The 23,343-nt window shown below is 74.2% G+C and carries 15 protein-coding genes; 3 read left to right on the top strand and 12 right to left on the bottom strand.

Annotated features, from left to right (window positions below):
- Positions 1–18: 18 nt before the first annotated feature.
- The 4 genes from ACN27A_RS15865 to prmC all read right to left on the bottom strand — a co-directional run bounded on the left by ACN27A_RS15865 (position 19) and on the right by prmC (position 4,441).
- Positions 19–2,130 (bottom strand): transglycosylase domain-containing protein, encoded by a 2,112-nt coding sequence (locus ACN27A_RS15865; protein WP_421454098.1) that lies wholly within the window; start codon positions 2,128–2,130, stop codon positions 19–21.
- 116 nt (positions 2,131–2,246) lie between these two features.
- A complete protein-coding gene (locus tag ACN27A_RS15870) occupies positions 2,247–2,858 on the bottom strand; it encodes a phosphotyrosine protein phosphatase (protein WP_421454100.1) in 612 nt (203 codons plus the stop codon).
- Positions 2,859–3,503, bottom strand: a complete 645-nt coding sequence (locus ACN27A_RS15875; RefSeq protein ID WP_151452912.1) for an L-threonylcarbamoyladenylate synthase — start codon at positions 3,501–3,503, stop codon at positions 2,859–2,861.
- The gene (prmC, locus tag ACN27A_RS15880) at positions 3,503–4,441 is read right to left on the bottom strand and encodes a peptide chain release factor N(5)-glutamine methyltransferase (protein WP_421458482.1); all 939 of its coding nucleotides are present in this window, start codon (positions 4,439–4,441) and stop codon (positions 3,503–3,505) included. Before prmC ends, ACN27A_RS15875 begins: the two co-directional genes overlap by 1 nt.
- A gap of 81 nt (positions 4,442–4,522) precedes the next feature.
- Here prmC and ACN27A_RS15885 point away from each other — a divergent pair, with 81 nt between their 5' ends.
- A complete protein-coding gene (locus ACN27A_RS15885) occupies positions 4,523–6,073 on the top strand; it encodes a GGDEF domain-containing protein (protein ID WP_421454103.1) in 1,551 nt (516 codons plus the stop codon).
- 27 nt (positions 6,074–6,100) lie between these two features.
- Here ACN27A_RS15885 and prfA read toward each other — a convergent pair whose 3' ends face one another.
- Both prfA and rpmE read right to left on the bottom strand, forming a co-directional pair.
- Positions 6,101–7,189, bottom strand: a complete 1,089-nt coding sequence (gene prfA / locus ACN27A_RS15890; protein ID WP_421454106.1) for a peptide chain release factor 1 — start codon at positions 7,187–7,189, stop codon at positions 6,101–6,103.
- Between the two features lie 98 nt (positions 7,190–7,287).
- A complete protein-coding gene (gene rpmE, locus ACN27A_RS15895; protein ID WP_088998650.1) occupies positions 7,288–7,512 on the bottom strand; it encodes a 50S ribosomal protein L31 in 225 nt (74 codons plus the stop codon).
- 299 nt (positions 7,513–7,811) lie between these two features.
- Between rpmE and ACN27A_RS15900 the strand changes: the two genes are divergently transcribed.
- Positions 7,812–8,708 carry an AAA family ATPase gene (locus tag ACN27A_RS15900; protein WP_421458483.1) on the top strand — a complete coding sequence of 299 codons (897 nt, stop codon included), beginning with the start codon at positions 7,812–7,814 and terminating at the stop codon, positions 8,706–8,708.
- Between the two features lie 64 nt (positions 8,709–8,772).
- Here the strand turns inward: ACN27A_RS15900 and ACN27A_RS15905 are convergent, their stop codons facing one another.
- The 3 genes from ACN27A_RS15905 to thrB all read right to left on the bottom strand — a co-directional run bounded on the left by ACN27A_RS15905 (position 8,773) and on the right by thrB (position 16,568).
- A complete protein-coding gene (locus tag ACN27A_RS15905; protein ID WP_421454109.1) occupies positions 8,773–12,270 on the bottom strand; it encodes a phosphodiester glycosidase family protein in 3,498 nt (1,165 codons plus the stop codon).
- Positions 12,271–13,146: 876 nt separating this feature from the next.
- Positions 13,147–15,327 carry a transcription termination factor Rho gene (gene rho, locus ACN27A_RS15910; RefSeq protein WP_421454112.1) on the bottom strand — a complete coding sequence of 727 codons (2,181 nt, stop codon included), beginning with the start codon at positions 15,325–15,327 and terminating at the stop codon, positions 13,147–13,149.
- Positions 15,328–15,623: 296 nt separating this feature from the next.
- Positions 15,624–16,568, bottom strand: coding sequence for a homoserine kinase (gene thrB, locus ACN27A_RS15915; RefSeq protein ID WP_421454115.1), 945 nt, complete (start codon positions 16,566–16,568; stop codon positions 15,624–15,626).
- A 139-nt stretch (positions 16,569–16,707) separates the two neighbouring features.
- Here thrB and ACN27A_RS15920 point away from each other — a divergent pair, with 139 nt between their 5' ends.
- Entirely contained in the window at positions 16,708–17,238 is a 531-nt protein-coding gene (locus tag ACN27A_RS15920; RefSeq protein ID WP_421454118.1) for a hypothetical protein, read from the top strand.
- A gap of 12 nt (positions 17,239–17,250) precedes the next feature.
- On the opposite strand, the gene ACN27A_RS15925 is transcribed toward ACN27A_RS15920, so the two are convergent.
- From ACN27A_RS15925 to thrC, 3 genes are all read right to left on the bottom strand, one after another.
- A complete protein-coding gene (locus tag ACN27A_RS15925) occupies positions 17,251–18,495 on the bottom strand; it encodes an MFS transporter (protein ID WP_421454120.1) in 1,245 nt (414 codons plus the stop codon).
- Positions 18,496–18,606: 111 nt separating this feature from the next.
- Positions 18,607–21,912: an efflux RND transporter permease subunit gene (locus tag ACN27A_RS15930; RefSeq protein ID WP_421454122.1), complete on the bottom strand. Its 3,306-nt coding sequence runs from the start codon at positions 21,910–21,912 to the stop codon at positions 18,607–18,609.
- Positions 21,913–22,149: 237 nt separating this feature from the next.
- Positions 22,150–23,199: a threonine synthase gene (thrC, locus tag ACN27A_RS15935; protein ID WP_357577226.1), complete on the bottom strand. Its 1,050-nt coding sequence runs from the start codon at positions 23,197–23,199 to the stop codon at positions 22,150–22,152.
- Positions 23,200–23,343: the final 144 nt, after the last annotated feature.

Raw genomic sequence — 23,343 nt, forward strand, 5'->3', positions numbered from 1 at the left:
CCCTGCGGCCCGCCGGTCTCAGTTGCCGGCGCGGGCGCCGGTGAGCCGGAAGGCGCTCGCCTCGCTGGGCGGCACGAAGTCGCGGACCGGCTCGTCGCGCAGCGCGAAGGCGAGCACCTCCCCCACCGCCTCGACCAGTTGCCCCTGCACCCGCTGGCCCACCGCGTCGCGCGGGTCGTCGGGGTTCGCGGCGATCGAGGCGACCGCCAACTGCGGGGTGAAGGCGACCACCGTCTCCGTCGCGTACCCGTCCGAGCTGCCCGTCTTGCCCGCCACTGGCCGCCCGAGCTGCCGACGCAGCCCCTCGGCGGTGCCGAGGCTGCACTCCCGGTACATCGACTGGTCGCCCACGGGGCAGCGGGCCGCGTCCGCCGCCGCCCGGGCCACGTCCGGGTCCACCGCCTGCCGGCAGTGCGTCCGCGCGGCGGCCACCGGGCGGCCGGCGGCGTCGGCGATCGAGACGACCGGCAGCGGCGCGCACCACGAGCCCTCGGCCGCCACCGCGGCGTACGCGCCGGCCAGGTCGAGCGGGGTGGTGGCGGAGACGCCGAGGGTGAACGGCCCCCACTCGCGCGCGCCGTGGCGGGCCAGCCGCGCGTCGTCCTCGGCGCGGAAGACGATGCCGAGCCGCTCGGCCATCTCCACCACCCGGTCCGCGCCGACCCGCTCGGTCAGCCAGGCGAAGTACGTGTTGACCGACTCGCCAAAGGCGGTCCACATGGTGTGCCGGCCGTCCATCCGGTCGCTGGCGTTGCGCGGGCACCAGTACCCGTCGCAGCTCGCCGCCCCGCTCGCCGAGTAGTCGGTCACGATCCGTTCCGGCGCGTCGAACTCCGTGCTCAGCGGCAGCCCGGACTCCAGCGCGGCCAGCATCGTGAAGACCTTGAACGTGGAGCCGGCCTGGTAGCCCTCGATCGCCCCGCCCCCGGCGACCAGCTGGTTGACCGTGTTCGGGTGGTTCTTCTGCCCGGCCGGGTTGGCGGCCACGCCGTAGTTGCGGTTCACCGCCATCGCGAGGACCCGGCCCGTGCCGGGCTGGACCACCGCCGTCGGCGCCGCCCGGCGGTCGTCCACCGAGTAGATCCGGCGCACCTGCTCGGTGGTGGCGCGCTGCACCTCCGGGTCGAGCGAGGAGACGATGGAGAACCCGCCCCGGCGCAGAGTGAGCTGCCGCTCGTCGACCGTCGCGCCGAACGCCGGCTGGGCGTTCCACCAGCGGGTGAACCAGTCGCAGAAGAAGCCCCAGTCGTTGTGCTCCGCCGGCACCGCGGTGCAGTCGTTCGGCGTCTGGGTGGGGCGCAGCTTCAACTGCTCCGCCCTGGCCCGGTCCGCCGCCTCGGCCGGGACCTGCCCGGACTCCACCAGCCGGTCCAGCACGTACGCCCGGCGGGCGAGCGCCGCGTCCGCGTCGCCGTTGATCGGGTCGTCGGTGTGCGGGGACCGGACCAGGCCGGCCAGCAGCGCCGCCTCGGCCAGGGTGAGGTCCGCCGGCGGCTTCGAGAAGTAGCGGCGGCTCGCGGCCCCCACCCCGTACGCGCCCGCGCCGAAGTAGGCGATGTTGAGGTAGCGGGCGAGGATCTCGTCCTTGCTCAGTTCCCGTTCCAGGGCCAGCGCGTACCGCATCTCCTGGATCTTGCGCGCGGTGCTGAGCTCGGTGGCGGCGGCGCGCTGCCGCTCGCTCAGCCGGGGGTCGTTGCTGAGCACGTTGCGGACGTACTGCATGGTCAGCGTGGACGCGCCCTGCCGGGTCTCCCCGGCCCCCCGGTTGACGGTGAAGGCCCGCGCCACGCCGCGCAGGTCGACCCCGCTGTGCTCGTGGAACCGGGTGTCCTCGGCGGCGATGACCGCCTGCCGCATCACCGGCGCCACCTCGGCCAGCGGCACGTCCACCCGGTCCTCCTGGTAGAAGGAGGTGATCAGCGTCTTGCCGTCGTTGGCGTAGAGGTTCGAGCGCTGGGGCGTGGGCGGCGTGCGCAGCGTGTTCGGCAACTCCGAGTACGGCGCGGCGAGCGCCGAGAACCCGATCCCGAAGACCAGCGCGGCCGGGAGGGCCGCCACCGCGAGCGCCAGCCCGGCCAGCGAGCCGGCGAGCAGCACGGTGAACACTTTGTCGAGGCGTGCCCGGGTCATCAGCTCTCCCCGCAGGAGCCGGTCAGGACCCACTCAGAATGACCCGAAAGCCCCTTTGGACCCCCCCTTTCCCCCAAACCCGCAGGAAACTCACGCGGGCGGGTAACTCGGGCGGGTTACGGCAGGAGCACCGCGGCGAGGGGGTGGACGCTCTCCTCGATCTCGTCGGCGACCCGGCTGAAGCACTGGTCGCCGCGCCCCCACGGATCGTCGAGATCGTCGGTGGGCAGCGAGGTGGTGCCCAGCCGGGCGGCGTGGGCGGCCTCCACCAGGGCCACGCCACGCGCGTACACCGCGTCGGGGGTCGCCTCGGCCGCCGGCAGCGCGGCGGCGTCCACGCCGGCGAGCAGCCGGCCGAACTCGCCCAGCACGAACGTGCGCGACTCGGCGTCGGGGCGCAGCGCCACCACGTACTCCTGCTGGTCGGCGGTGGCGGTCAGGACGAGGTCGGCGGCGTCGATGTGGTCCGAGCGCAGCTTGCGCGCGGCGAAGCCGGCGACGCTGCCGCCCCGGGAGGTCACCTGGCGCGACGCCGGCGGGTTCATCTCCTCGCCGGCGTGCCAGCCACCGGTGCCGGCGCTGTGGCTGTGCAGCAGCTCGTCGGCGCGCTCCGGGTCGATCTCGTGGCGGGCCAGCCGTTCCCGGACGGCGAGGGCCAGCAGCCGCTCGGCCATCGGGGAGCGGCAGATGTTGCCCATGCACACGTGCAGCACGGTGAACGGAGGCACTCAGACCCCCTGGCCGACGAGGATGTCGGGCACCACGTCGCGGAGCTTCTCCAACCCGACGGCGCCCTGACGGAGGAGCTGCGGCACCTCGCCGGTGAGGTCCACGATCGTGCTCGGCACCGGATCCGGGCAGGGCCCGGCCTCCAGGTAGGCCCGCACCGAGTAGGAGAGCTGGTCGCGGGCCTCCTCGGCGGTGAGGGCGGCCGGCTGGCCGGTCTTGTTGGCCGAGGCGACCGCCATCGGGCCGGTCTCGCGCAGCACCTCCAGCGCCACCGGGTGCAGCGGCATCCGCACCGCCACCGTCCCGGAGGAGTCGCCGAGGTCCCAGCGCAGGCTGGGCGAGTGGGCCACGATGATGGTCAGCGCCCCGGGCCAGAACGCCTCGACGAGGTCCCGGGCCGCCTGGGGCAGCGAGTAGACCAGGCCGTCGAGGGTGTGCCGGGAGCCGATCAGCACGGGCGGCGGCACCTGACGGCCACCCTTGGCGTCCAGCAGGGCCTTGACCGCGTACGGGGTGAACGCGTCCGCGCCGATCCCGTAGACCGTGTCGGTCGGCAGGACGACCAGCTCGCCGTTCTTGACCGCCTCGATGGCAGCGGCGATGCCGCGGTCCCGGTCGGCGGGCGACCGGCAGTCGTAGAGCATCACGAGGAGTCAGTCTGCCACGTCGCGGCGACGGCGGCGTGCTGGCCGTCCGCCCGGCGGGACGCGGTCGCGAAGCGGGGCCGTCCGGTCAGGTCCGGGTGGCCGGCGACCGCCTCGAACCGGCCGTCCGCGGCGAGCAGGTCGGGCACCGCCGTGCCGTGCGTGTCGTCGTGCTCCACGCCGAACACGCCGCCCGGGCGCAGCAGCGCCGCCGCCCGCGCGATCACCGGGCGGATCACCGCCAGGCCGTCCCCGCCGCCGAAGACCGCGTCCGCCGGATCGTGCCGGCCCACCTCCGGGGGCACGGCCACGTCCGACGGCACGTACGGCGGGTTGCAGAGCAGCACGTCGACCCGGCCCACCAGGTCGGCGAGCAGGTCGGCGGCGGTGACGTCCGCCGCCACCACCTCGATCGGCCGGTCCCCCGCCTCGGCGCGGGCCGCCGCGTTGCGCCGCAGCCAGGGCAGCGCCGCCGCCGACCGTTCCACCGCCACCACCCGGGCCGCCGGCAGCTCCTGGGCCACCGAGAGGGCGATCGCCCCCGAGCCGCTGCACAGGTCCACCACCAGCGCGGCGCCCAGGCGCCGGCCCTGCGCGATCCCCCAGCCGGCGAGCAGCTCCGTCTCGGGCCGGGGCACGAAGACGCCCGGCCCGACGGCCAGTTCCAGGTGCCGGAAGCCGGCGCTGCCCGTGAGATGCTGCAACGGTTCCCGCCCGGCCCGCCGCGCGACCAGCTCGTCGAACCGGTCGAGCTGCTCGGCCGTGAGGTCGTCGGCCAGCGCCAGCCGCCCCCGGGGCACCGCCAGCACGTACGCGGCCAACTGCTCCGCCTCGGCGCGGGGCGAGGCGATACCGGCGTCGGCGAGGGCCCGGGACGCCCGGGCCAACGCCACGGAAGGGCGCTGCCGTCTCGTCCCTTCGGACGGGTGTTGCGGCACGGTGGTCACGAGATAATCATGGGGCGTCGCGCTGGACATCACGAGCGGATGCGTCCGGACGCACACCGACAGGAGGTCGCGGTGGGTTGGCTCGACCGGGTCACCGACCAGGTTGACGCCCTGACGCGGGCGCGGGCCCTCCAGGAGTCCAGCCGCTCCGCCGAGGCGTACGCGATCCTCGACCGGGTCGTCGCCACCACCACCGACCCGTACGCGCGGGCCGACGCCCTGGTGCAGCGCCTCTCCGCGGTGATCAACCTCGGGCGGACGGCGGAGTACACCCGGGCCGTCGAGGAGGCCTCCACCGCCGTCCGCGACCTCGCCGAGCCCTACCTGCTCGGGCACCTCAACGCGCTGGCCGCCCTCGCCGCGCACCACCAGGGCGCGCTGGACCGCTGCGTCACCCACCTGGTGAAGGCCGCCCGGGCGTTGGGCGCCGTGGCGGACCCCGACCGGGACACCGCGTGGGGCTGGCACGACCTGGCGATGGCCTACTCGTACCTCAGCTTCCACGGCTACGCCCTCGGCGCCATCGAACGGGCGCGGCAGCTCGGCAGCGCCGCCGAGATCCCGGAGGAGACCTTCGCCGCCCCCGGGATCCGGCTGCGCAACGCCGTCGCCCTGGACCACAACGGCGACAGCGACGGCTGCCTGCGGGTACTGCGCGACGTCGCCGCCGACCTGGACCGGTTCGTGGGCAGCGGACGGGCCGGGAAGCTGCGCCCCAGCAGCCTGGCCGCGTACGGCTACGCCGCCGCCCGGCGGGCCGCCCTCGGCGACCGGTGGGACGTCGACCCGAAGGCCGGCCCGGCCGGGCTGCTCGGCCACGGCGGCGACAGCGCCCGCGCCCGCGACATGCGCCAGCTCGGCCAGGTCTGCCTGGCCGTCGCCGAGGGGCGGCCGATCGAGGCCGTCACCCGGCTGGACACCGTCCAGGTCTCCACGGAGACGCTGGGCGCGGCCGAACCGGCCCGGCTGCGCAGCATCGCCCTGGCCCGCGCCGGCGACCACGCCGGGGCGCACCGGGCCGACCGGCTGGCGTTCCGGCTGGCCGCCCAGCGCAACGACCGGCTCCGCGACGTCTACATCGACGGCATCGCCGCCCGCATCGACCACGAGGAGATGCGCCGCGAGGCGGCCCGCTTCGAGGGCGAGGCGTTGACCGACCCGCTGACCGGGCTGCCCAACCGGCGGCGGCTGGAGCGCTACATCGCCACCCTGGTCGCCCACGGCGACCGGGTGGTGATCGGCGTCTGCGACCTGGACGGCTTCAAGGCCGTCAACACCCGGCACGGGCACCACTCCGGCGACCTGGTGCTCCAGCGCATCGCCGGGGTGATCAACCGGGTGATGCGCCGGGGCGACTTCGTGGCCCGCTACGGCGGGGACGAGTTCGTGGTGGTGCTGCCCGGCGCCGGGATGACCGAGGCGGCCGAGGTGGGCCGCCGCATCGACGCCGCGGTGCGCACCGAGGACTGGGAGTCGCTGGTCCCCGGCACGCCGGTCGGGGTCAGCGTCGGCTTCGCCGAGGTGGGCGCCACCGGCCCGGGCCTGCGCGACGCCCTCGGCACCGCGTTCGAGGCCGCCGACCGCGCGATGCTGGCGGCGAAGACCCGCCCCCGCGCCTCCTGACCCCGGCCGCCCCGTCGGGCCCGGGGGTCAGCGGCGGGTCAGCTCGGTGTCGCCGGCGAGGCGGGCGGCGCGGTCGGCCTCGGCGAGGGCGTCGAGGACCCCGTCCAGGTCACCGGCGAGCGCCAGGTCCAGGTTGTACGCTGTGTAGCCGATCCGGTGGTCGGTGATCCGGTTCTGCGGGAAGTTGTAGGTGCGGATCCGCTCGGAGCGGTCCACGGTGCGCACCTGCGCCTTGCGGGCGTCCGAGGCGGCCGCGTCGGCCTGCTCCTGGGCCGCCGCCAGCAGCCGGGCGCGCAGGATCCGCATCGCCTGCTCCCGGTTCTGCAACTGGGACTTCTCGTTCTGGCAGGAGACCACGATGCCGGTCGGCACGTGCGTGATCCGTACCGCCGAGTCGGTGGTGTTCACCGACTGGCCGCCGGGCCCCGACGAGCGGAACACGTCGATGCGCAGCTCGTTCGGGTCGATGGTGACGTCGACGTCCTCGGCCTCCGGCAGCACCAGCACCCCGGCGGCGCTCGTGTGGATGCGGCCCTGCGACTCGGTGACCGGTACGCGCTGCACCCGGTGCACGCCGCCCTCCCACTTCAGCCGGGACCAGACGCCGTTGCCGCCCTCGGGCACGCCCTTGGTCTTGATCGCCAGCGAGACGTCCTTCACCCCGCCCAGGTCCGAGTCCTGGGCGTCGATCACCTCGGTGAGCCAGCCGCGCCGCTCGGCGTAGCGGGTGTACATCCGCAGCAGGTCGCCGGCGAACAGCGCGGACTCCTCGCCGCCCTCGCCGGCCTTGATCTCGACGATCACGTCCTTGGCATCGTGCGGGTCGCGCGGGATCAACAGCTCCGCCAGCCGCTGCTCCAGCGCCGGCAGGCTCTCCGCGATCGACTCGGCCTCGGCGGCGAAGGACGCGTCCTCGGCGGCCAGCTCCCGGGCGGCGACGAGGTCGGCGCGGGCCTGCTCCAGCTCACCGGCCGCCTTGTGCAGTCCGACCAGCTCGGCGTACCGGCGGCCGACCCGGCGGGCGGTGTTCTGGTCGGCGTGGATGGCCGGGTCCGCCAGCCGCTTCTCCAGCTCGGCGTACTCGTCGAGGAGGGCGGCCAGGCGCTCGCTGCTCATGCGGGGGAGGCTCCTTCGACGGGTACGGGGCAGGACCAGGGGAATACGGACGGCGCCCGCGTCCGGCACGAAACCGGACGCGGGCGCCGAACGAGGAGCTACTTGGCCTTCTTGGCCTGAACCTTGGCGTACTTCTGCTGAAACTTCGCCACCCGGCCCGCGGTGTCCAGGACGCGCTGCTTGCCGGTGTAGAACGGGTGGCAGGCGCTGCAGGTCTCGACGTGGATCGAGCCGCCCTTGGCGGTGCTGCGGGTGGTGAACGTGTTACCGCAGGAGCAGCTGACCTCGGTGGTCACGTACTCCGGGTGGATGTTGGACTTCATCTCGCCTCGGTCCTCTCGTGGATGGTCGCCGGGTCGCCGTCGGTGTCCGTCGCGGCGCGCGACGGGCTCGGGCGTGAACCGGAACCGGTGGCCGATTGACCAGTGTGCCATGGGCGTACGCCGACCCGGCAGTCGGGCCGCACGGCTGGTCCGGCATCGACAACGCACGCCCCACCTCCCGCATTCCCGACGCCTGGCCGGGCATTCGTCCCGGCACGGCCGCCGTCGGCGTCGTGCCCCGGCCGGGGCACGCGGCGCGGACGGCGGGACCGCCGACGACGTACGACACGGAGGAGCCGATGGCCCGCCTGATCGCCACCCGGGGACTGCCCGCCTCCGGCAAGACCACGTTCGCCCGGACCCTCCAGCCCTCCGTGGTCCGCGTCAACCGCGACGACCTGCGCCGCATGCTGCACGGCGAGCGGCTGTTCACCCAGTGGGCGGAGTGGCAGGTCACCCTCGTGCAGCGGGCGCAGGTCGAGGCGCTGCTGCGGGCCCGCGCCGACGTCTGCGTCGACGACACCAACCTGCGCTCGCGTACCCTGCGCGACTGGGCCGACCTGGCCGCCCGGCACGGCGCCGGGTTCGAGGTGCACGACTTCACCGACGTGCCGCTCGCGGAGTGCCTGCGCCGCGACGCCGCCCGCCCCGAGGCCGACCGGGTCGGCGAGGCGTGGATCCGCCGGCTGCACGAGCGCTACCTGGAAGGACGTACGCTGCCGCTGCCCGTGCCGCAGGCCCGGACGGGGCGGCCCGCCACGGTGCACGCCCCGCCGACCGAGCCGCCGGAGATCGTGCTGGTCGACATCGACGGCACGGTCGCGCTGAACGTCTCGCGCAGCCCGTACGACATGACCCGGGTCGCCGAGGACGAGCCCAACCCGGCGGTGATCGCGGCGGTCCGGGCGATGCACGCCGCCGGGTACGGGGTGGTGTTCTGCTCGGGCCGGGACGTCACCGCCCGCGCCGCCACCGAGGCGTGGCTGGCCCGGCACGTCCGGGTCCCCTACCTCGGGCTGCACCTGCGCGCCGTCGGCGACAGCCGCAAGGACTCCGTGGTGAAGCGGGAGATCTACGAGCGCGAGATCGCCGACCGCTACCGGGTGGTCGGCGTCTTCGACGACCGCCAGCAGGTGGTGCGGATGTGGCGGGCCCTCGGCCTCACCGTCTTCCAGGTCGCCGAGGGCGACTTCTGAGGCCGGCACCGGTCACCACCGAGGCCCGCACCGGAAGTCGGTGCGGGCCTCGGGGCGGTGCAACTCAGGCGGCGGGAGCCGCGGCGGCGGCCGCCAGCGTGATCGTCGCCTCCGCCCGCGCGCCGTTGACCGCGACGGCGAGCTTGACCTGCGCGCCGGGGCGCAGGGCGGTGAGCTTGCCGGTGGCCGGGTCGAAGCGGGCCACGTGCCAGGGCTTCAGCCCCAGGATCGAGCCGACGTGCACGTTCGGCGAGGCGGACCAGTCCGCGCTCACCGGCGCCGCCACCGGCACCGTACGCCCACCGGGCTGGGTCACCGTGGCGGTGACCGTCGCCGGGGTGCCGACCGCGACGCTGGCCGGGGCGGTCAGCGTGAGCGCGTCGACGTGCGCGTGCATCTCGGCGGCGACCCAGCGCGGGCCCTCGACGAGGGGGTTGCGCCGCGCCCGGTCGGCCTCGGCCGGGCTCACCGGGTCCACCCCGAACTCGGTCCACCCGGTGAAGCCACCCTGGTCGGCAGGGGTGGAGGGGTTCTTTCCCGAGTTGCCGTTGATCAGGTACGGCACCCCGTCGACCCGGTCGGCGTGGAAGGTGCCGACGTGCCCGCCGACGAACACGGCGCCCTTGCCGGTGCGGTGCTGGAAGTCGGCCAGCCACTGCTCCAGCAGGGCCGCCTCCTTCCGGTCGCCCAGCTGGCTGGCCTTGGCCGGGCTTGGGTCGCGCGGCGGGTGGTGGTGCAGCACGACCACCGAGTTGACGGCCGGGTCACCGGTCGCCGAGTCGAGCGCCTCGCGCAGCATCCGCACCTGGTCGAAGCCGCCGCCGCGCAGCGAGCCCGTCGACGAGTTGAGCGTGACGAACCGGGTGCCCTTGTGGTCGAAGGTCCGCTCGGTGTCGCCGAAGGCGGCCCGGAAGTTGGCGATCGGGGCGCCCATGATCTCGTGGTTGCCGGGCACGTAGTAGTACGGCACCTCGCCGCCGAGTTCCTCGTCCAGCAGCCGCTTGGCCAGCGCGAAGTCCGCCGGGTAGGCGGTGTCCACGAAGTCACCGTTGATCACCAGGAAGTCCGGCTTCGCGGCCTTGACCTCGCGCAGCGTACGGCGGGCCTGGGCGACCAGGTCGCTGTCCGGGTTCGCCGCGACGAACTGCGCGTCGGACAGGACGGCGAAGCGCCAGGGCGCCCCGTCCACCGTGCCGTCGCGCAGCACCACCCGGTCGGTGCGCGGCTTCTCGGCCGGCACGTCGACCGTCGGCGGCACCTTCGCCACCAGGTCGTCGATGATGACCTCGCTGCGGTACTGCGCGGCGGCGTTGGTCTCGGCCACGTAGAACCGGCGGACCCGCACCGGGTACTGCACCCCGGCGGGGACGGCGAACTCGACGTACTTCCAGCCCGTCCAGGTGATCAGCGGGCCGCGCAGCACGTGCTGGGTGTCCTGCGCGTCGTGCAGGTGCAGGCTGGGCCACTCGCCCGTGCCGTTGCCGTGGATCCACATGCCGAACGCCTGCGGCTGGCCGGCGACCTCGATCCAGGCGGGCGGGTCGGCGTACGCGGCCCGGGTGCCGGTGGACTGGCTGAAGTCGTACGTCATCTTCAGGCCCGTGCCGGTGCGGCCCGGCGCTGGCGCGACCGCGCCGCTGGCCCGCGCCTGGCTGAACTTCCAGGATGCCGCGTCGTCGAAGCCGGCCACCGGCACGTCGGTCAGCCCGACGGTGACCGGCAGGACGGTGCTGCTCCGGCCGACGTGGACGGTGACCAGCGCCGACCCGGTGTCCCGCAGGGCGGTGACGGCGAGGTTGCCGTCGGCGGTCGGGGCGATCTTCAGCAGGTCCTTGTCGTAGTCGAGCTTCAGGTCGGCCGGCTCGATGGGGGCGGTGTTGCCCTCGGCGTCGTAGCCGACGACGCCGAACAGCGCGCTGCCCTGCGCGCCGGTCAGGCCGACCCGTTCCACCGTGGAGTCGATCCGGGCCAGCGGCCCGAGCACGGTCAGGTCGAGGGTGCCACGGGCCGCGCCCCGCGAGGCGGTGACCGTGGTGCTTCCGGGCAGGAGGGCCCGGAAGCGGCCCTTGCCGTCGACGACGCCGTGCACCGCCGGGTTGGCCCGCCACGTCGGCGCGCCGGCCGCCGGGCCGTACGTCTCGTCGTGGCCGGCGGCGGTGAGCTGGCGGGTCAGGCCGGGGAAGACGCGGTCGGGCCGGCCGCCGCGCACCGGCGCGACGCCGGGGGCGGTGGTCGGGTCGCTGGCGGTCTCCAGCCAGTACCCGGTGAGCCGGCCGCTGCCCTTGGGCGCGTAGATGGCCAGGCCGTTGGGCACGGCCCGCTCGCTGCCGTCGGACGGGCTGTTCTCCACCTGCACGGCCGCCGCGCCCGGCTCCCGGGCGAGCAGCGTCGAGGAGCCGCCGCCGTCGAGGTTGAGCGCGTGGTGCGCGCCGAGCTCAGCCATCATGCGGCCCATCTCGGTCTGGGTGACGCCCCGGCTGTCGACCTGCCGGCCGTCCACCGTCAGCATGATCATGCGCCGGCCGTCGGCGGAGAAGCCGACGGACGTGCGCGGGGCCAGCGACGCGTCGGCGATGCTCTGCACCACCCCGTCGCGGACCAGCACGTTGCCGCCGCCGACGGCCGCGTGCAGGTTGCTGCCGTCGGCCGGCTTCGGCCGGTAGGCGACGGTCACCGCGTCGCCGGGACGCAGCCCGGCGAGGGCGTCCGCGCCGGCGTCGCGGCCGAGCAGCACGGTGGTGCCGGCCGGGACCGCCCCGCTTCCGGCCGTGCCGGCGACGGTGGCGACGCGGCCGTCGACCACCGTGACCTCGGTGACGCGGGCGGCGCCCTCGACCGCACGCTGCCGGGTGTACGACCCCCAGAGCGCGGTGAACACGCCGATCCCGTTCGCCTGGATCATGTTGTTGAACTGGGTCAGCGTCACCGGACCGGTGGGCAGGGTCGCGGTGCCGTCGAAGTTCACCTCGATGACCCGGCCGAGCCCCTCGGTGGTGATCGCGACGGCGTTGCGGTGCCCGCTGACCGCGGACTGGACCAGCTGGCCGTCACGGACGCCGACGCCCTGGGCGGCACCGGAGTTGTTGATGTCGAAGAAGTCGCCGTTGACGGCGGCGACCGCACGGGCCGCGTCGACGGCGCCGCGCAGCGGCTCGGCCCGGCTGACCGCGCCGGAGTTGACGTAGTCCACGGTGAGGCCGCCGGTGAGGTCGGCGGTCAGCGCGTCCGCGCGCAGCCAGCCGTCGGCGTCGTACCGGTCGAAGGAGGTCAGGTTGAGGCCCGGGGCGACCGGGCGGGTGGTCTTCGCCGTCTCCAGCCCGCCGGCCGGCTCCACGCCGGTCGGGGCTGCGGCGGCCGACATGCTCGCGGCAGGGTCGCCGGCGAGCGTCACGGAGCCCGCGGAGTACGAGGAGGCGCGCGGTGCGTCCTCGGCGGCGGTGAGGGACGGGTCGGTGGCCGGGGCGGGCGCACCGGCGTTCGCCGGCACAGTGCCGGCCAGGGTGAGCAGCGGCGTCAGCAGCAGGACGCCTGCGAGCCGGGCGGATCGTCTGCGGGTACGCATGGGCGACAGTCAACCGGACGGTGAATAGAAGTTTCAATAGCTGCCGGCCAAAGCGAAGGAAAACTCCACCCTTCCGGCGGTCGTCCCCGCCGTTGCCGGTACCGCCCTCCGGAGCGCGGGCCCCGGGAGCGCGCCTCCCCGCACTGCGCCTCCCCACAGCGCGCCTCCCCGCAGCGCGCCTCCCCCGCATCGCGCAAGCGGAGCCACAGCCCGGCAGCACGTGCCGCATGCGCGCGCCCGCCACCACACCCACGGAACCGCACGCCCACCCACGGACCTCACCGCCGAACCGCACGGGTCCGCGCAGCGCACGCTCAGGGGCCACACCGCAGCGTGTGCTCGGGGCTCCACGGCCACCCGCACCGCGCGTGCGCTCAGGGGCCGCCCTGCGCCGTGCGCCCGGGGCCGCACGACCACCCACATTCGATTACGGAGAGTGGGCGACTCCGCGCCGCTCCACCCCTCGCTCCGTCCCCTTTGCTCTGCATCCATATCCGCACCGGACACGCCATGTAAGCGGTGCCTATGTGGATGCAGAGCAAAGGGGACTGAAGAACTGTACGGCCGGATCGCGCCTTCACGACGAATCACCTGGTCACAGGCCCTTGCCAGCGACGCCCACAGCGGCAAGCTCTTCACGCGCCCAAATTCGGTCACGCAGAGTCACAACGAAGACTCTTCGAGGCGAAGGTCACCGATCGTCACGGACACGAGCTGGCAAGGTGGATCGCCCGGCTGCCCGTCTGCGGTGCACAGCACCCGACGCCCGGCACGCGGCACGCGGCACCGAAGCTCACCCACGAGACCGACGGGCAGGGACGCGAGAAGGGCACGGCCTCGTGGCCGTGCCCTTCTCGCTGCCTCACCCGGGGAGGGTCACTCCCCCGGCGTCGACTTGGCGATCTGCATCAGGAACTCGATGTTGGTGCGGGTCTGCTTGAGCTTGTCCAGCAGCAGGTCCAGCGCCGCCTGCGAGTCCAGCGAGTGCAGGACCTTCCGGAGCTTGTGGATGATGGCCAGCTCCTCCGGCGCGAGCAGGATCTCCTCCTTGCGCGTGCCGGACGGGTGGATGTCGATGGCTGGGAAGATGCGCTTGTCGGCGATCTTCCGGTCCAGCTTCAGCTCCGCGTTGCCGGTGCCCTTGAACTCCTCGAAGATGACCGTGTCCGCCATGGACCCTGTCTCCACCAGCGCGGTGGCGAGGATGGTCAGCGAGCCGCCGTTCTCGATGTTGCGGGCCGCACCCAGGAAGCGCTTCGGCGGGTAGAGCGCGGTGGAGTCGATACCACCCGACATGATCCGACCGCTGGCCGGCGCCGCCAGGTTGTACGAGCGACCGAGGCGGGTCACCGAGTCGAGCAGCACGACCACGTCGTGGCCCAGCTCGACCAGGCGCTTCGCCCGCTCGATCGCCAGCTCGGCCACCGTGGTGTGGTCCTGCGGCGGACGGTCGAACGTCGCCGCGATGACCTCGCCCTTCACCGACCGCTGCATGTCGGTGACCTCTTCGGGCCGCTCGTCCACCAGCACCACCATCAGGTGGCACTCCGGGTTGTTGTGCGTGATCGCGTTCGCGATGGCCTGGAGCACCATCGTCTTACCCGCCTTCGGCGGCGACACGATCAGCGCGCGCTGGCCCTTGCCGAGCGGCATGACCAGGTCGATGACCCGGGTGGTGAGGATGTGCGGCTCGGTCTCCAGCCGCAGGCGCTCCTGCGGGTAGAGCGGGGTGAGCTTGTAGAACTCCGGCCGGCGCTTCGCCTCGTCCGGCTCCATCCCGTTGATGGTGTCGAGCCGCACCAGCGGGTTGTACTTGTCCCGCCGCTGCTCGCCGTCGCGCGAGGCGCGCACCGCACCGGTGATGGCGTCGCCGCGCCGCAGGCCGTACTTCTTGATCTGCGACATGGAGACGTAGACGTCGTTCGGGCCGGCCAGGTAGCCGGTCGTCCGTACGAACGCGTAGTTGTCGAGCACGTCGATGATGCCGGCCACCGGGACGAGCACGTCGTCCTCGCCGACCTGCGGCTCGCGTCCGCCGTCGCGCCCGCCTTCGCGGCCACCGTCGCCGCCCTCGGCGCGCTCACCGCGGCCACGGCGGCGGTCCCGGAACCGGCTGCGCCGGCCACGCCGGCCACCGCTCTCGTCGTCGTCGCCGTCGTTGTCACGCTCGACGCGCTGGCCCCGGTCGCCGCGCTCGTTGCGGTCACGGTCGCCCCGATCGGCGCGCTCGCCCCGCTCGTTGCGGTCCCCGCGCTCCGCACGCTCGCCGCGGTCACCCCGCTCGTTGCGCTCGCCCCGCTCGGCACGGTCACCGCGCTCGGCACGGTCCGCACGGTCCCCGCGCTCGGCACGGTCCCCGCGCTCGTTGCGGTCACCCCGCTCGGCACGCTCCGCGCGGTCGCCCCGCTCGGCACGGTCGCCGCGCTCGGCACGGTCGCCCCGCTCGGCACGGTCGCCCCGCTCGGCACGGTCGCCCCGCTCCGCACGGTCGCCGCGCTCAGCACGGTCGCCGCGCTCACGGCCACGGTCGGCACGCTCGCCGGCCTCGGTCTCGTCCGCGCGCGTCTCCGCCGGACGAACCTCCGCCGGACGGACGGCCTCCGCCTCACGAGCCTCCGCCGGACGGGCCTCCGCGGCCCGCGCCTCGGAGGTGGCGGCCCGGCTGCGCCGGGTCCGGCCACGGGGCTCGGCCTCGGCCGCCGCCGGCTCCGCCGGAGCCTGCTCCGCGGTACGCCGCCCGGCCGTCGGCCGCTCGGTGCTCTCGCGGACCTCGGCGTGGGCCTCTTCACGGGCGGGAGCGGCAGCGGCCTCGGCCCGCGGTCGAGGGGTCCCGGCGGTGGCGCCGCCCTGCCGCTCGGAGATCGCGCTGATCAGCTCGCCCTTGCGCATGCGGGCCGTGCCCGAGATGCCGAGCGACGCGGCCAGGCTCTGCAGCTCCGGCAGCAGCATCGCCGAGAGGCCGGTGCCGCTGCGCCGACGACGGGCGGGGGCGGCGGCGGTGGTGGCATCGCCAGCGACGTTGGAAACATCCGACGTCACGTCGGTGGTGTCGCTCAATGGATTCCTTCCCTCGATAGGCCGGGACTGCCCGGAGTCGAAAACAAGGTGGCCGGGCGGCCTCGGTGCACCCGCCTCGCATGGACGCGTCGCGGGAGTCTGTGACACAGCAGCCGGTCGGTTTCCCGACTCACCGAAGGTCGGTGAGCAGGTCTCGCCGTCTGCGGCGACCTGTGAAGACTGCGGTGCGGCGTGGGCCTAGGCAGGGGTGACGGGCTGACCGCCGAAAGCTTCGGGGGTGCGCCGACCCGCAGGGAGATCGCATGCTTCGCGGCTGTGCTAAGTCTAGAGCGTAATCAACTCTTCCGACCTGCGGCAACAGGGTCCCGCTCTGCGTGTCCCAGTCTACCCCGGGCAACCTGTGCTCCGCGCCCGTCTGGATCCAACCGCCAGACCTCCCAGCCTGTTCCCGGGTCGAAGCCCTCGGGCGGGCCGGTCAGGGCCAGGACGGTCGGGCCCGCACCACTGATCACGGCGGCCACACCGGCCTCACGCAGCGCTTTTACCAGGGCGGCGCTGCCCGGCATGCCGTCGGCGCGGTAGTCCTGGTGCAGCCGGTCGACCGTGGCCGGCAGCAGCAGACCCGGGTCGGCGGTCAGCGCGTGCACCAGCAGCGCGGCGCGGCCGGCGTTCAGCGCCGCGTCGCCGTGGGGCACGGTGGCCGGCAGCGCGGCCCGCGCGGTGGCCGTCAGGCCGCGCTCCGCCGGCACGAAGACCGTCGGTCGTACGCCGTCGGCGACCGGCAGCGACACCGCCCGGGCGCCGGAGGGCTCCGTCCAGGCCAGGGTGAAGCCGCCGAGCAGGCACGGCGCCACGTTGTCCGGATGGCCCTCGATCTCGGCGGCGAGGCGCAACGCGGCGGCGTCGTCGAGCCGGATCTCGCCGTCGGCGACCAGCGCACGGGCCAGCAGCACGCCGGCGATGATCGCCGCGGACGAGGAGCCCAGCCCACGGGCCTGGGGGATGCGGTTGACGCACTCCACCGCCAGCCCGGGCGGCTGCCCGCCGAGCCCGTCGAAGGCCGCCCGCATGGCGCGGACGACCAGGTGCCGGTCGTCGGCCGGCAACTCCCCGGCGCCCTGCCCGGCCACGCTCACCGTGACGCCTCCCGCCGTCACCTCGGCGGCCACGTCGTCGTGCAGCGCCAGGGCGAGCCCCAGGGCGTCGAACCCCGGCCCCAGATTGGCGCTGGTGGCGGGGACCCGGACCCGGACCGGGCCGGAGATGAAGTTCGTCGGCACGGGCTCATGGTAGGGCTGCGCACCGACGGGGCGGACCGCCGCCCGACGGATGGGATCGGGCCGGAGGGTCTCGTCACCGGACGATGGTGGCAGCGCCGGTCCGTTAGCCTGACCCGACCGACGGCGGCTGGAGGCGGGAATGCGCGAATTCGGGTACCTGGCGACGGCGGTCGTCTTCGAGGCGCCCTCGGTGCTGGTGCTGCTGGTCGGGCTCGTACTGGCCGCGACGGCCGGGGGGCGGCTGCCCCGCAAGCCCCGGCTGCTGGCGCTGTCCGGGCTCGCTGTGCTGCTGGTCAGCGCACTGCTCAGCGTGGCCTGGACCCTGCTGCTGCCCCGCACGTTCAGTTTCGACTGGGGCTACTCGAACTTCCGGTTCATGAACCTGGCCTACGGCGGGGTGCAGGCCCTGGCGTACCCGATCGGGACGGGTCTGCTGATCGCGGCGGTGCTGGTCGGGCGGCGGGCGGGCGGCGCGGAGGCCGGCCCGTTCGGCGGACGACCGCTCGCCGGCGGCGGGCCGGTGCCGACCACCGCGCCGGTGCCCGCCGCCCAGCCGGTGCCGCCGGCCGACCCGGGGTGGACCGTGGGGGGCGGGGCCGACGTGCCGGCGCAGTGGGGCGGTCGATCCCGGCCGGACGCGCCGACGGGCGCCGGGACGGACCAGGCCTGACCGCCGGGCGGGTCAGCGGGCGGCGCTCGCAGCCGGTTGCGCGGCCGGGTCCGTGAGCGAGAGCCGACGGGTGGCGATCCGCCAGCCGAGCGCGTAGACCACCGTGACCAGGCCGCAGCTGGCCAGCACCACCCGCTCGTCCACGGTGTCCACCACCGCCGCCACGGCGAGCTGGCTGACCGAGACGGCGAGGGTCGCCAGCATCATGTCGGTGGCGAAGACGCGGCCCCGCAGCCGGTCCGGCACCTCCCCTTGCAGGGCGAAGTTCGACATCACCCAGTTGCTGCCGCCCGCGAAGTGGGCGACGAAGACCAGGGCCAGCACCAGCGGGAACCAGTTGGCGACCGAGGTGCCGAGGTAGGCCAGGCCGTAGAGGGACATCGACAGTGCCAGCCCGGGCAGCAGCCAGGCGCGGTTGGTCAGCACCCGCCGCATCAGGATCGGCCCGACGAGCGCCCCCGCCCCGCGGACCGCGAAGAGCAGCCCGGTGCCGACGGGGCCCACGCCGTACACGGCCGCGAGCAGCGGGAACACCGTCAGCACGCCGTTGCCGAGGCCCACCGCCGACTTCACGGTGACCAGCGCCAGCACCCTCGGCCGGTGCCCGATGTAGCCGAGCGCCTCCCGGATCGCCGGCCAGGTCCGCTGCACGGGCAGTTCCGCGTCGCGGGGCGCCTGCAACGGCCGGCGGATCAGCGTGGCCAGGCCCGCGGCGACCACCAGGCCCACCGCCGCCACCCAGAAGCAGGCGTACGGGCCGACGGCGGCGCTGAGCACGCCACCCAGGGAGGCGCCGACGACGGTCATGGTGCCCCAGGCCGACCCCGCGACGGCGTTGCCGGCGGCCAGCTCGTCGGGGTCGAGCACGTTGGGCAGGGCCGCCTGGGCCGCCGGGGAGTAGAACGCCTTGGCGACCGCCACCACCCCGATCCCGGCCATCGCCAGCCAGGCGGTCCCCGCGCTGCGGACGCCGAGCAGCAGCAGCACGCCGAGCAGGGCCGCGACGTTCGCAATGATCATGATCTTGCGCCGGTCGAACCGGTCCGCGATCGTGCCCGTGTACGGCAGCAGCAGCGCCACGATCCCGGTGTCGACGGCGAGCACCAGCGCGCCCCACACGCCGCTGCCGGTCAGGTCCGGCAGCAGCACCAGCAGCGGCACCATGACGAACCAGTCGGCGCCGAAGACCACCAGCTCGGCGAGGAACAGGTTGCGGAAGTTGCGGTTGCGGGTGAGGACCGAGACGGTGGACGGCACGTTCGGGACCCTACCGGTCGGTGACCGGCGGGCCGGCCGTACGGCGGGTACCTGACCGAACGCGAACACCCCCGGCGGGTGGGACCCGTCGGGGGTGTTCGCGCACTGCCGTTACTCGGCCGGCGGCAGCGGGGACGTGCGGCTCTTCGGCAGCCGCAGCACCTCGAACTGGTCGGTGCCGTCCACCAGCGCGCCCGACGGCGTCGGCCGGGACGCCGGGGCGTCGGTGGCCTCCGTGCCGGCGGTGGACGGGGCGCCCGCGGCGGGCACCGGGACCGGCTCGGCGGCGGGCGTCCCACCGTCGTCGCCGGCCGGCTCGCCGTCGCCCGTGCCGGTGGCCGGGGCCACCCCGCCGGAGCGGCGGGCCCGGCGGGCGCGGAACGACTCCTTGGTGTTCTCCGCCATGGCGTAGAGCGTCGGCACCAGGATCAGGGTGAGCAGCGTCGAGCTGAGCAGCCCGCCGATCACCACGATCGCCAGCGGCTTGGAGATGAAGCCGCCCTCCCCGGTGAGGCCGAGCGCCATCGGCAGCAGCGCGAAGATGGTGGCGATCGCCGTCATCAGGATCGGCCGCAGCCGGCGCCGGCCGCCCTCGACCACCGCCTCCTGGACCCCCATGCCCTGCGACCGGTACTGGTTGACGAGATCCAGCAGCACGATCGCGTTCGTCACCACGATGCCGACCAGCATGAGCACGCCGATCAGCGCCGGCACACCCATCGGGGTGCCGGTGGCCAGCAGCAGGCCGATCGCGCCGGTCGCCGCGAACGGGATGGAGATCAGCAGGATCAGCGCCTGGACCAGGCTCCGGAACGTCGCCACCATGATCAGGAAGACGATCGCGATGGCGGCGAGCACGGCCAGGCCCAGGTCGGCGAAGGCCTCCTCCTGGTCGGCGCTGACGCCGCCGATGGCGAAGGACGCCCCCGGCACGTCGATGCCGTCCAGCTTCTTCTGCAGCTCCTGCGTGATGGCGCCGAGGTTCGAGCCGGTGGCCGTACCGGTGACGGAGACGCTGCGCTCGCCGTCGATCCGGCTCACCTGCTGCGGGCCCTCGGTCTGGGTGACGTCGGCGATGTCGTCGAGCTTCACCGGCCCGACCGGCATCGCCCGCAACTCCTCCACTGTGGTCGGCGGCTTGCCCGCGAACCGCAGCACCACGTCCCGCTGCCCGTCGTCGAGCGTGACCTGCCCCAGGGGCGAACCACGGAACGCCTGGGCCACCACCTGGCCGACGGCGGCCTCGGTGAGCCCGACCCGGCCGGCGGCGACCCGGTCGACGGTGACGTCGACGCGCGGCACCCGCGTGGCGAGGCTGGTGGAGACGTCCTCGACGCCCGCCAGCCCGGCCATCGCCGACCGGACCTCCTCGGCGGCCCGGGTCAGCGCCTCCGGGTCGGTGCCCTGGACGACCACCTCGATCTGGTTGGCCGCCGCCCCGCCCTGGCCGGCGCCGAAGCTGACCTCACCGACGGCCGGGCCCAGCGCGTCGAACTCCCGGCGCAGCTTCTCCCGCATCTCCTGGGCGTCGGTCCCGTCACCGAGGGCCAGCGACCAGTTGGCGACGTTGTTGCCGCCGCCGCCGAACGGGTTGTCCCCGCCGCCCGCCGTGACCTGGTACGTCTCGACGTCCTCGGTGCGCTCCAGCACCGCCTCGATCTGCTTGGCAGCCGCGTCGGTGCCGAGCAGGCCGGTGCCCGCCGGCAGTTCCTGGGTGATGCTCAGGGTGTCCTGGCCGGAGTCGTCGATGAAGTTGGTCTCCAGCTGGCGGGACAGGCCGAAGGTGCCGAACAGCACGAGCACGCCGAGCCCCAGCGTGATCCACCGGGTGGCCCGCTTACGGGTGGCGAACCCGATCACCGGCAGGTACGCCCGCTGCAACGGGTTGCGCAGCTCCTTCTCCTCGGCCGCCCGGCGCACCGCGGCGCCGTCCGCCGTGCCGCTCGGCGGCTTCAGGAACCAGTACGCGAGCACCGGGATGACTGTCAGCGAGACCAGCAGCGAGGCGAGCAGGGCCACCGTGACGGTGATCGCGAACGGCGCGAAGAGCTGTCCGACGAAGCCGCCCACCAGGGCGATCGGCGCGAAGACGGCGACCGTGGTGAGGGTGGACGCGGTCACCGCGCCGGCCACCTCGCGGACGGCGGCGAGGATCGCCTGCCGCTTCGGCTCGCCGTACTCCAGGTGTCTCTTGATGTTCTCCAGCACGACGATCGAGTCGTCGACCACCCGGCCGACCGCGATGGTGAGCGCGCCGAGGGTGAGCAGGTTGAGCGAGTAGTCGCCGATCCAGAGGGCGATCAGGGCGACCACCACCGAGAGCGGGATGGAGACCGCGGTGACCACGGTGGAGCGGACCGACAGCAGGAAGACCAGGATGACGATGACGGCCATGATCAGGCCCAGCAGGCCCTCGGTGGTCAGGCTCTCGATCGACTTCTCGACGAAGGGAGCCTGGTCGAAGACGACGGTCAGCTCGGCGCCGGAGGCCTCCCGCAGGTCGGCGAGGCGGTCCCGGATCTCGTGGGAGATCTCGACCGCGTTGCCGTCCGGGGAGGCGGTGACCGCGATGCCCAGGCTGTCCTTGCCGTTGGTGCGGGTGATCGCGGTGGCCGGCGCGAGCTGCTGCTCGACGGTGGCCACGTCGCCGAGGCGGACCGGGGCCGCCCGGCCCGCCGCTGGCGCGACCACGACGCCCCGGAGGTCCTCCAGCGTGGCGAGCCGGGTGCCGACCTGCACCGGGAGCGCGCGGGTGCCGTCGGTGACCGCGCCGGCCGGCACCGTCACGCCGTTGGTCTTCAACGCCGCGCCGAGGGCGGTCGGCTGGAGCTTCGCCGCCGCCAGCTTGGCCGGATCCGGGGTGACCACCACGACGTCGTCGCGGGCGCCGGTCAGGTCGACCGTCCGCACCCCCTCGATCGCCTCCAGCTCGGGCACCACCGTGGCGCGCAGCTTCTCCGCGAGGACGCGCTGGTCGTCACCGCCGGAGGCGGCGAGCACCACTGCGGGCAGGTCGTCGGTGCTGCCGGCGATGACCTGCGGGTCGACCCCCTCGGGCAGCTGCGCGTCGATCCGGTTGAGCGCGGTCTGCATCTTGTTGACCACGTCGTCCAGGTCGGTGCCGAACTCGTACTGGACCTGGACGGTCGTGGAGCCCTCGCGGGAGGTCGAGGTGACCTGGTCCAGCCCGGGGATGCCCTGGAGGGCGTTCTCGATCGGCTCGGTGACCTGCGACTCGACGACCTCGGGCCCGGCGCCGGGGTAGACCGCCACGATGAAGGCCGCCGGGAACTCCAGCGACGGCAGGAGTTGCTGCTTCAGTGACGGTACGGCGAACGCCCCGAACAGCGTGGTCACCACCGCGATGAGGGCGATCAGCCCTCGGTTGGCGAGGCTGAATCTGGCGAGCAGCGACATCGGCGTGACTCACTCCTGAAAAAGGCGATTGGCGGGGGTACGAATTCTCCCCCACCCCACCCGACCGGCCCCGGCCGGCCCTGCCCTAGTCCGATGCACAGGACTCGTGTGCTCCGCCCCGGTTTTCCTCCCGTCGACTCGACCGGCGCCGATCGGCCGACGGCTCACGCGATCCGGCAGCGGCTCACGCGAGGCCGATCCGCCGGCGGCGCAGGCGAGGCCGAGGCAGCAGGCGGCTCAGGCGAGGTCGAGGCAGCGGGCGGCGGCCAGCGGGTCGTTGGCGATGGTGGTGGGCACGGGCGCGGTGGAGATCGCCCACTCCGGGTCCTTCAGGCCGTGGCCGGTGACCGTGCAGACCACCGTCGAGCCGGCCGGGACCCGACCGGCGGCGGCCTGCTGGAGCAGGCCGGCCACGCTGGCCGCGCTGCCCAGCTCGACGAAGACCCCGACCTCGCGGGCCAGCAGCCGGTACGCGGCCAGGATCTCCCGGTCGGTGACGGCGGCGATCAGCCCGCCCGAGGAGTCCCGGGCGTCGAGCGCCCTGGTCCAGCTCGCCGGGTTGCCGATCCGGATGGCGGTGGCGATCGTGGACGGCTCGCGGACCACCTCCCCGGTGACGATCGGGGCGGCGCCGGCGGCCTGGAAGCCGTACATCTTCGGGGCCCGGGTGGCGTTGCCGTCCCGCAGGTCCTCCGAGTAGCCCATCCAGTAGGCGGAGACGTTGCCGGCGTTGCCGACCGGCAGGCAGTGGATGTCGGGCGCGTCGCCCAACGCCTCGACGATCTCGAACGCGGCCGTCTTCTGGCCGTGCAGCCGGTCGATGTTCACCGAGTTGACCAGGGCGACCGGGTAGTCCTGGGCGAGCTTGGCGGCCAGCGACAGGCAGTCGTCGAAGTTGCCGGTGACCTGGAGCAGCTTCGCCCCGTGCACGAGCGCCTGGGCCAGCTTGCCCAGCGCGATCTTGCCCTGCGGCACGAGCACCGCGCAGGTCAGGCCGGCGCGGGCCGCGTACGCCGCCGCGGAGGCGCTGGTGTTGCCGGTGGAGGCGCAGATGATCGCCTTGTTGCCGGCCTCGACCGCCTTCGAGACCGCGAGGGTCATGCCCCGGTCCTTGAACGAGCCGGTCGGGTTGGCGCCCTCCACCTTCAGGTGCACGTCACAGCCGAGCCGGGCGGAGAGCACCGGCGCGGGCAGCAACGGCGTGTTCCCCTCGTGCAGGGTCACGACCGGGGTGGCGTCGGTGACCGGCAGCCGGTCCCGGTACGCGTCGATCAGACCCCGCCACATGTCGTTCTCCCTCGCCTCGTACCGTCCCGCCGAGTCGGGCACGCCTCCAGCCTGGACCAGTCTCGCCGCGTGCCCGCCGGCGCACCCGCAGTTAACCATCAGGCGAGACGCGGAAGCGCTCGCCCCGCCGGGCCGGGCCGGCGG

This window comes from Micromonospora sp. WMMD737 (genome assembly GCF_049179055.1).
GTDB classification, from domain to species: domain Bacteria; phylum Actinomycetota; class Actinomycetes; order Mycobacteriales; family Micromonosporaceae; genus Micromonospora; species Micromonospora reichwaldensis.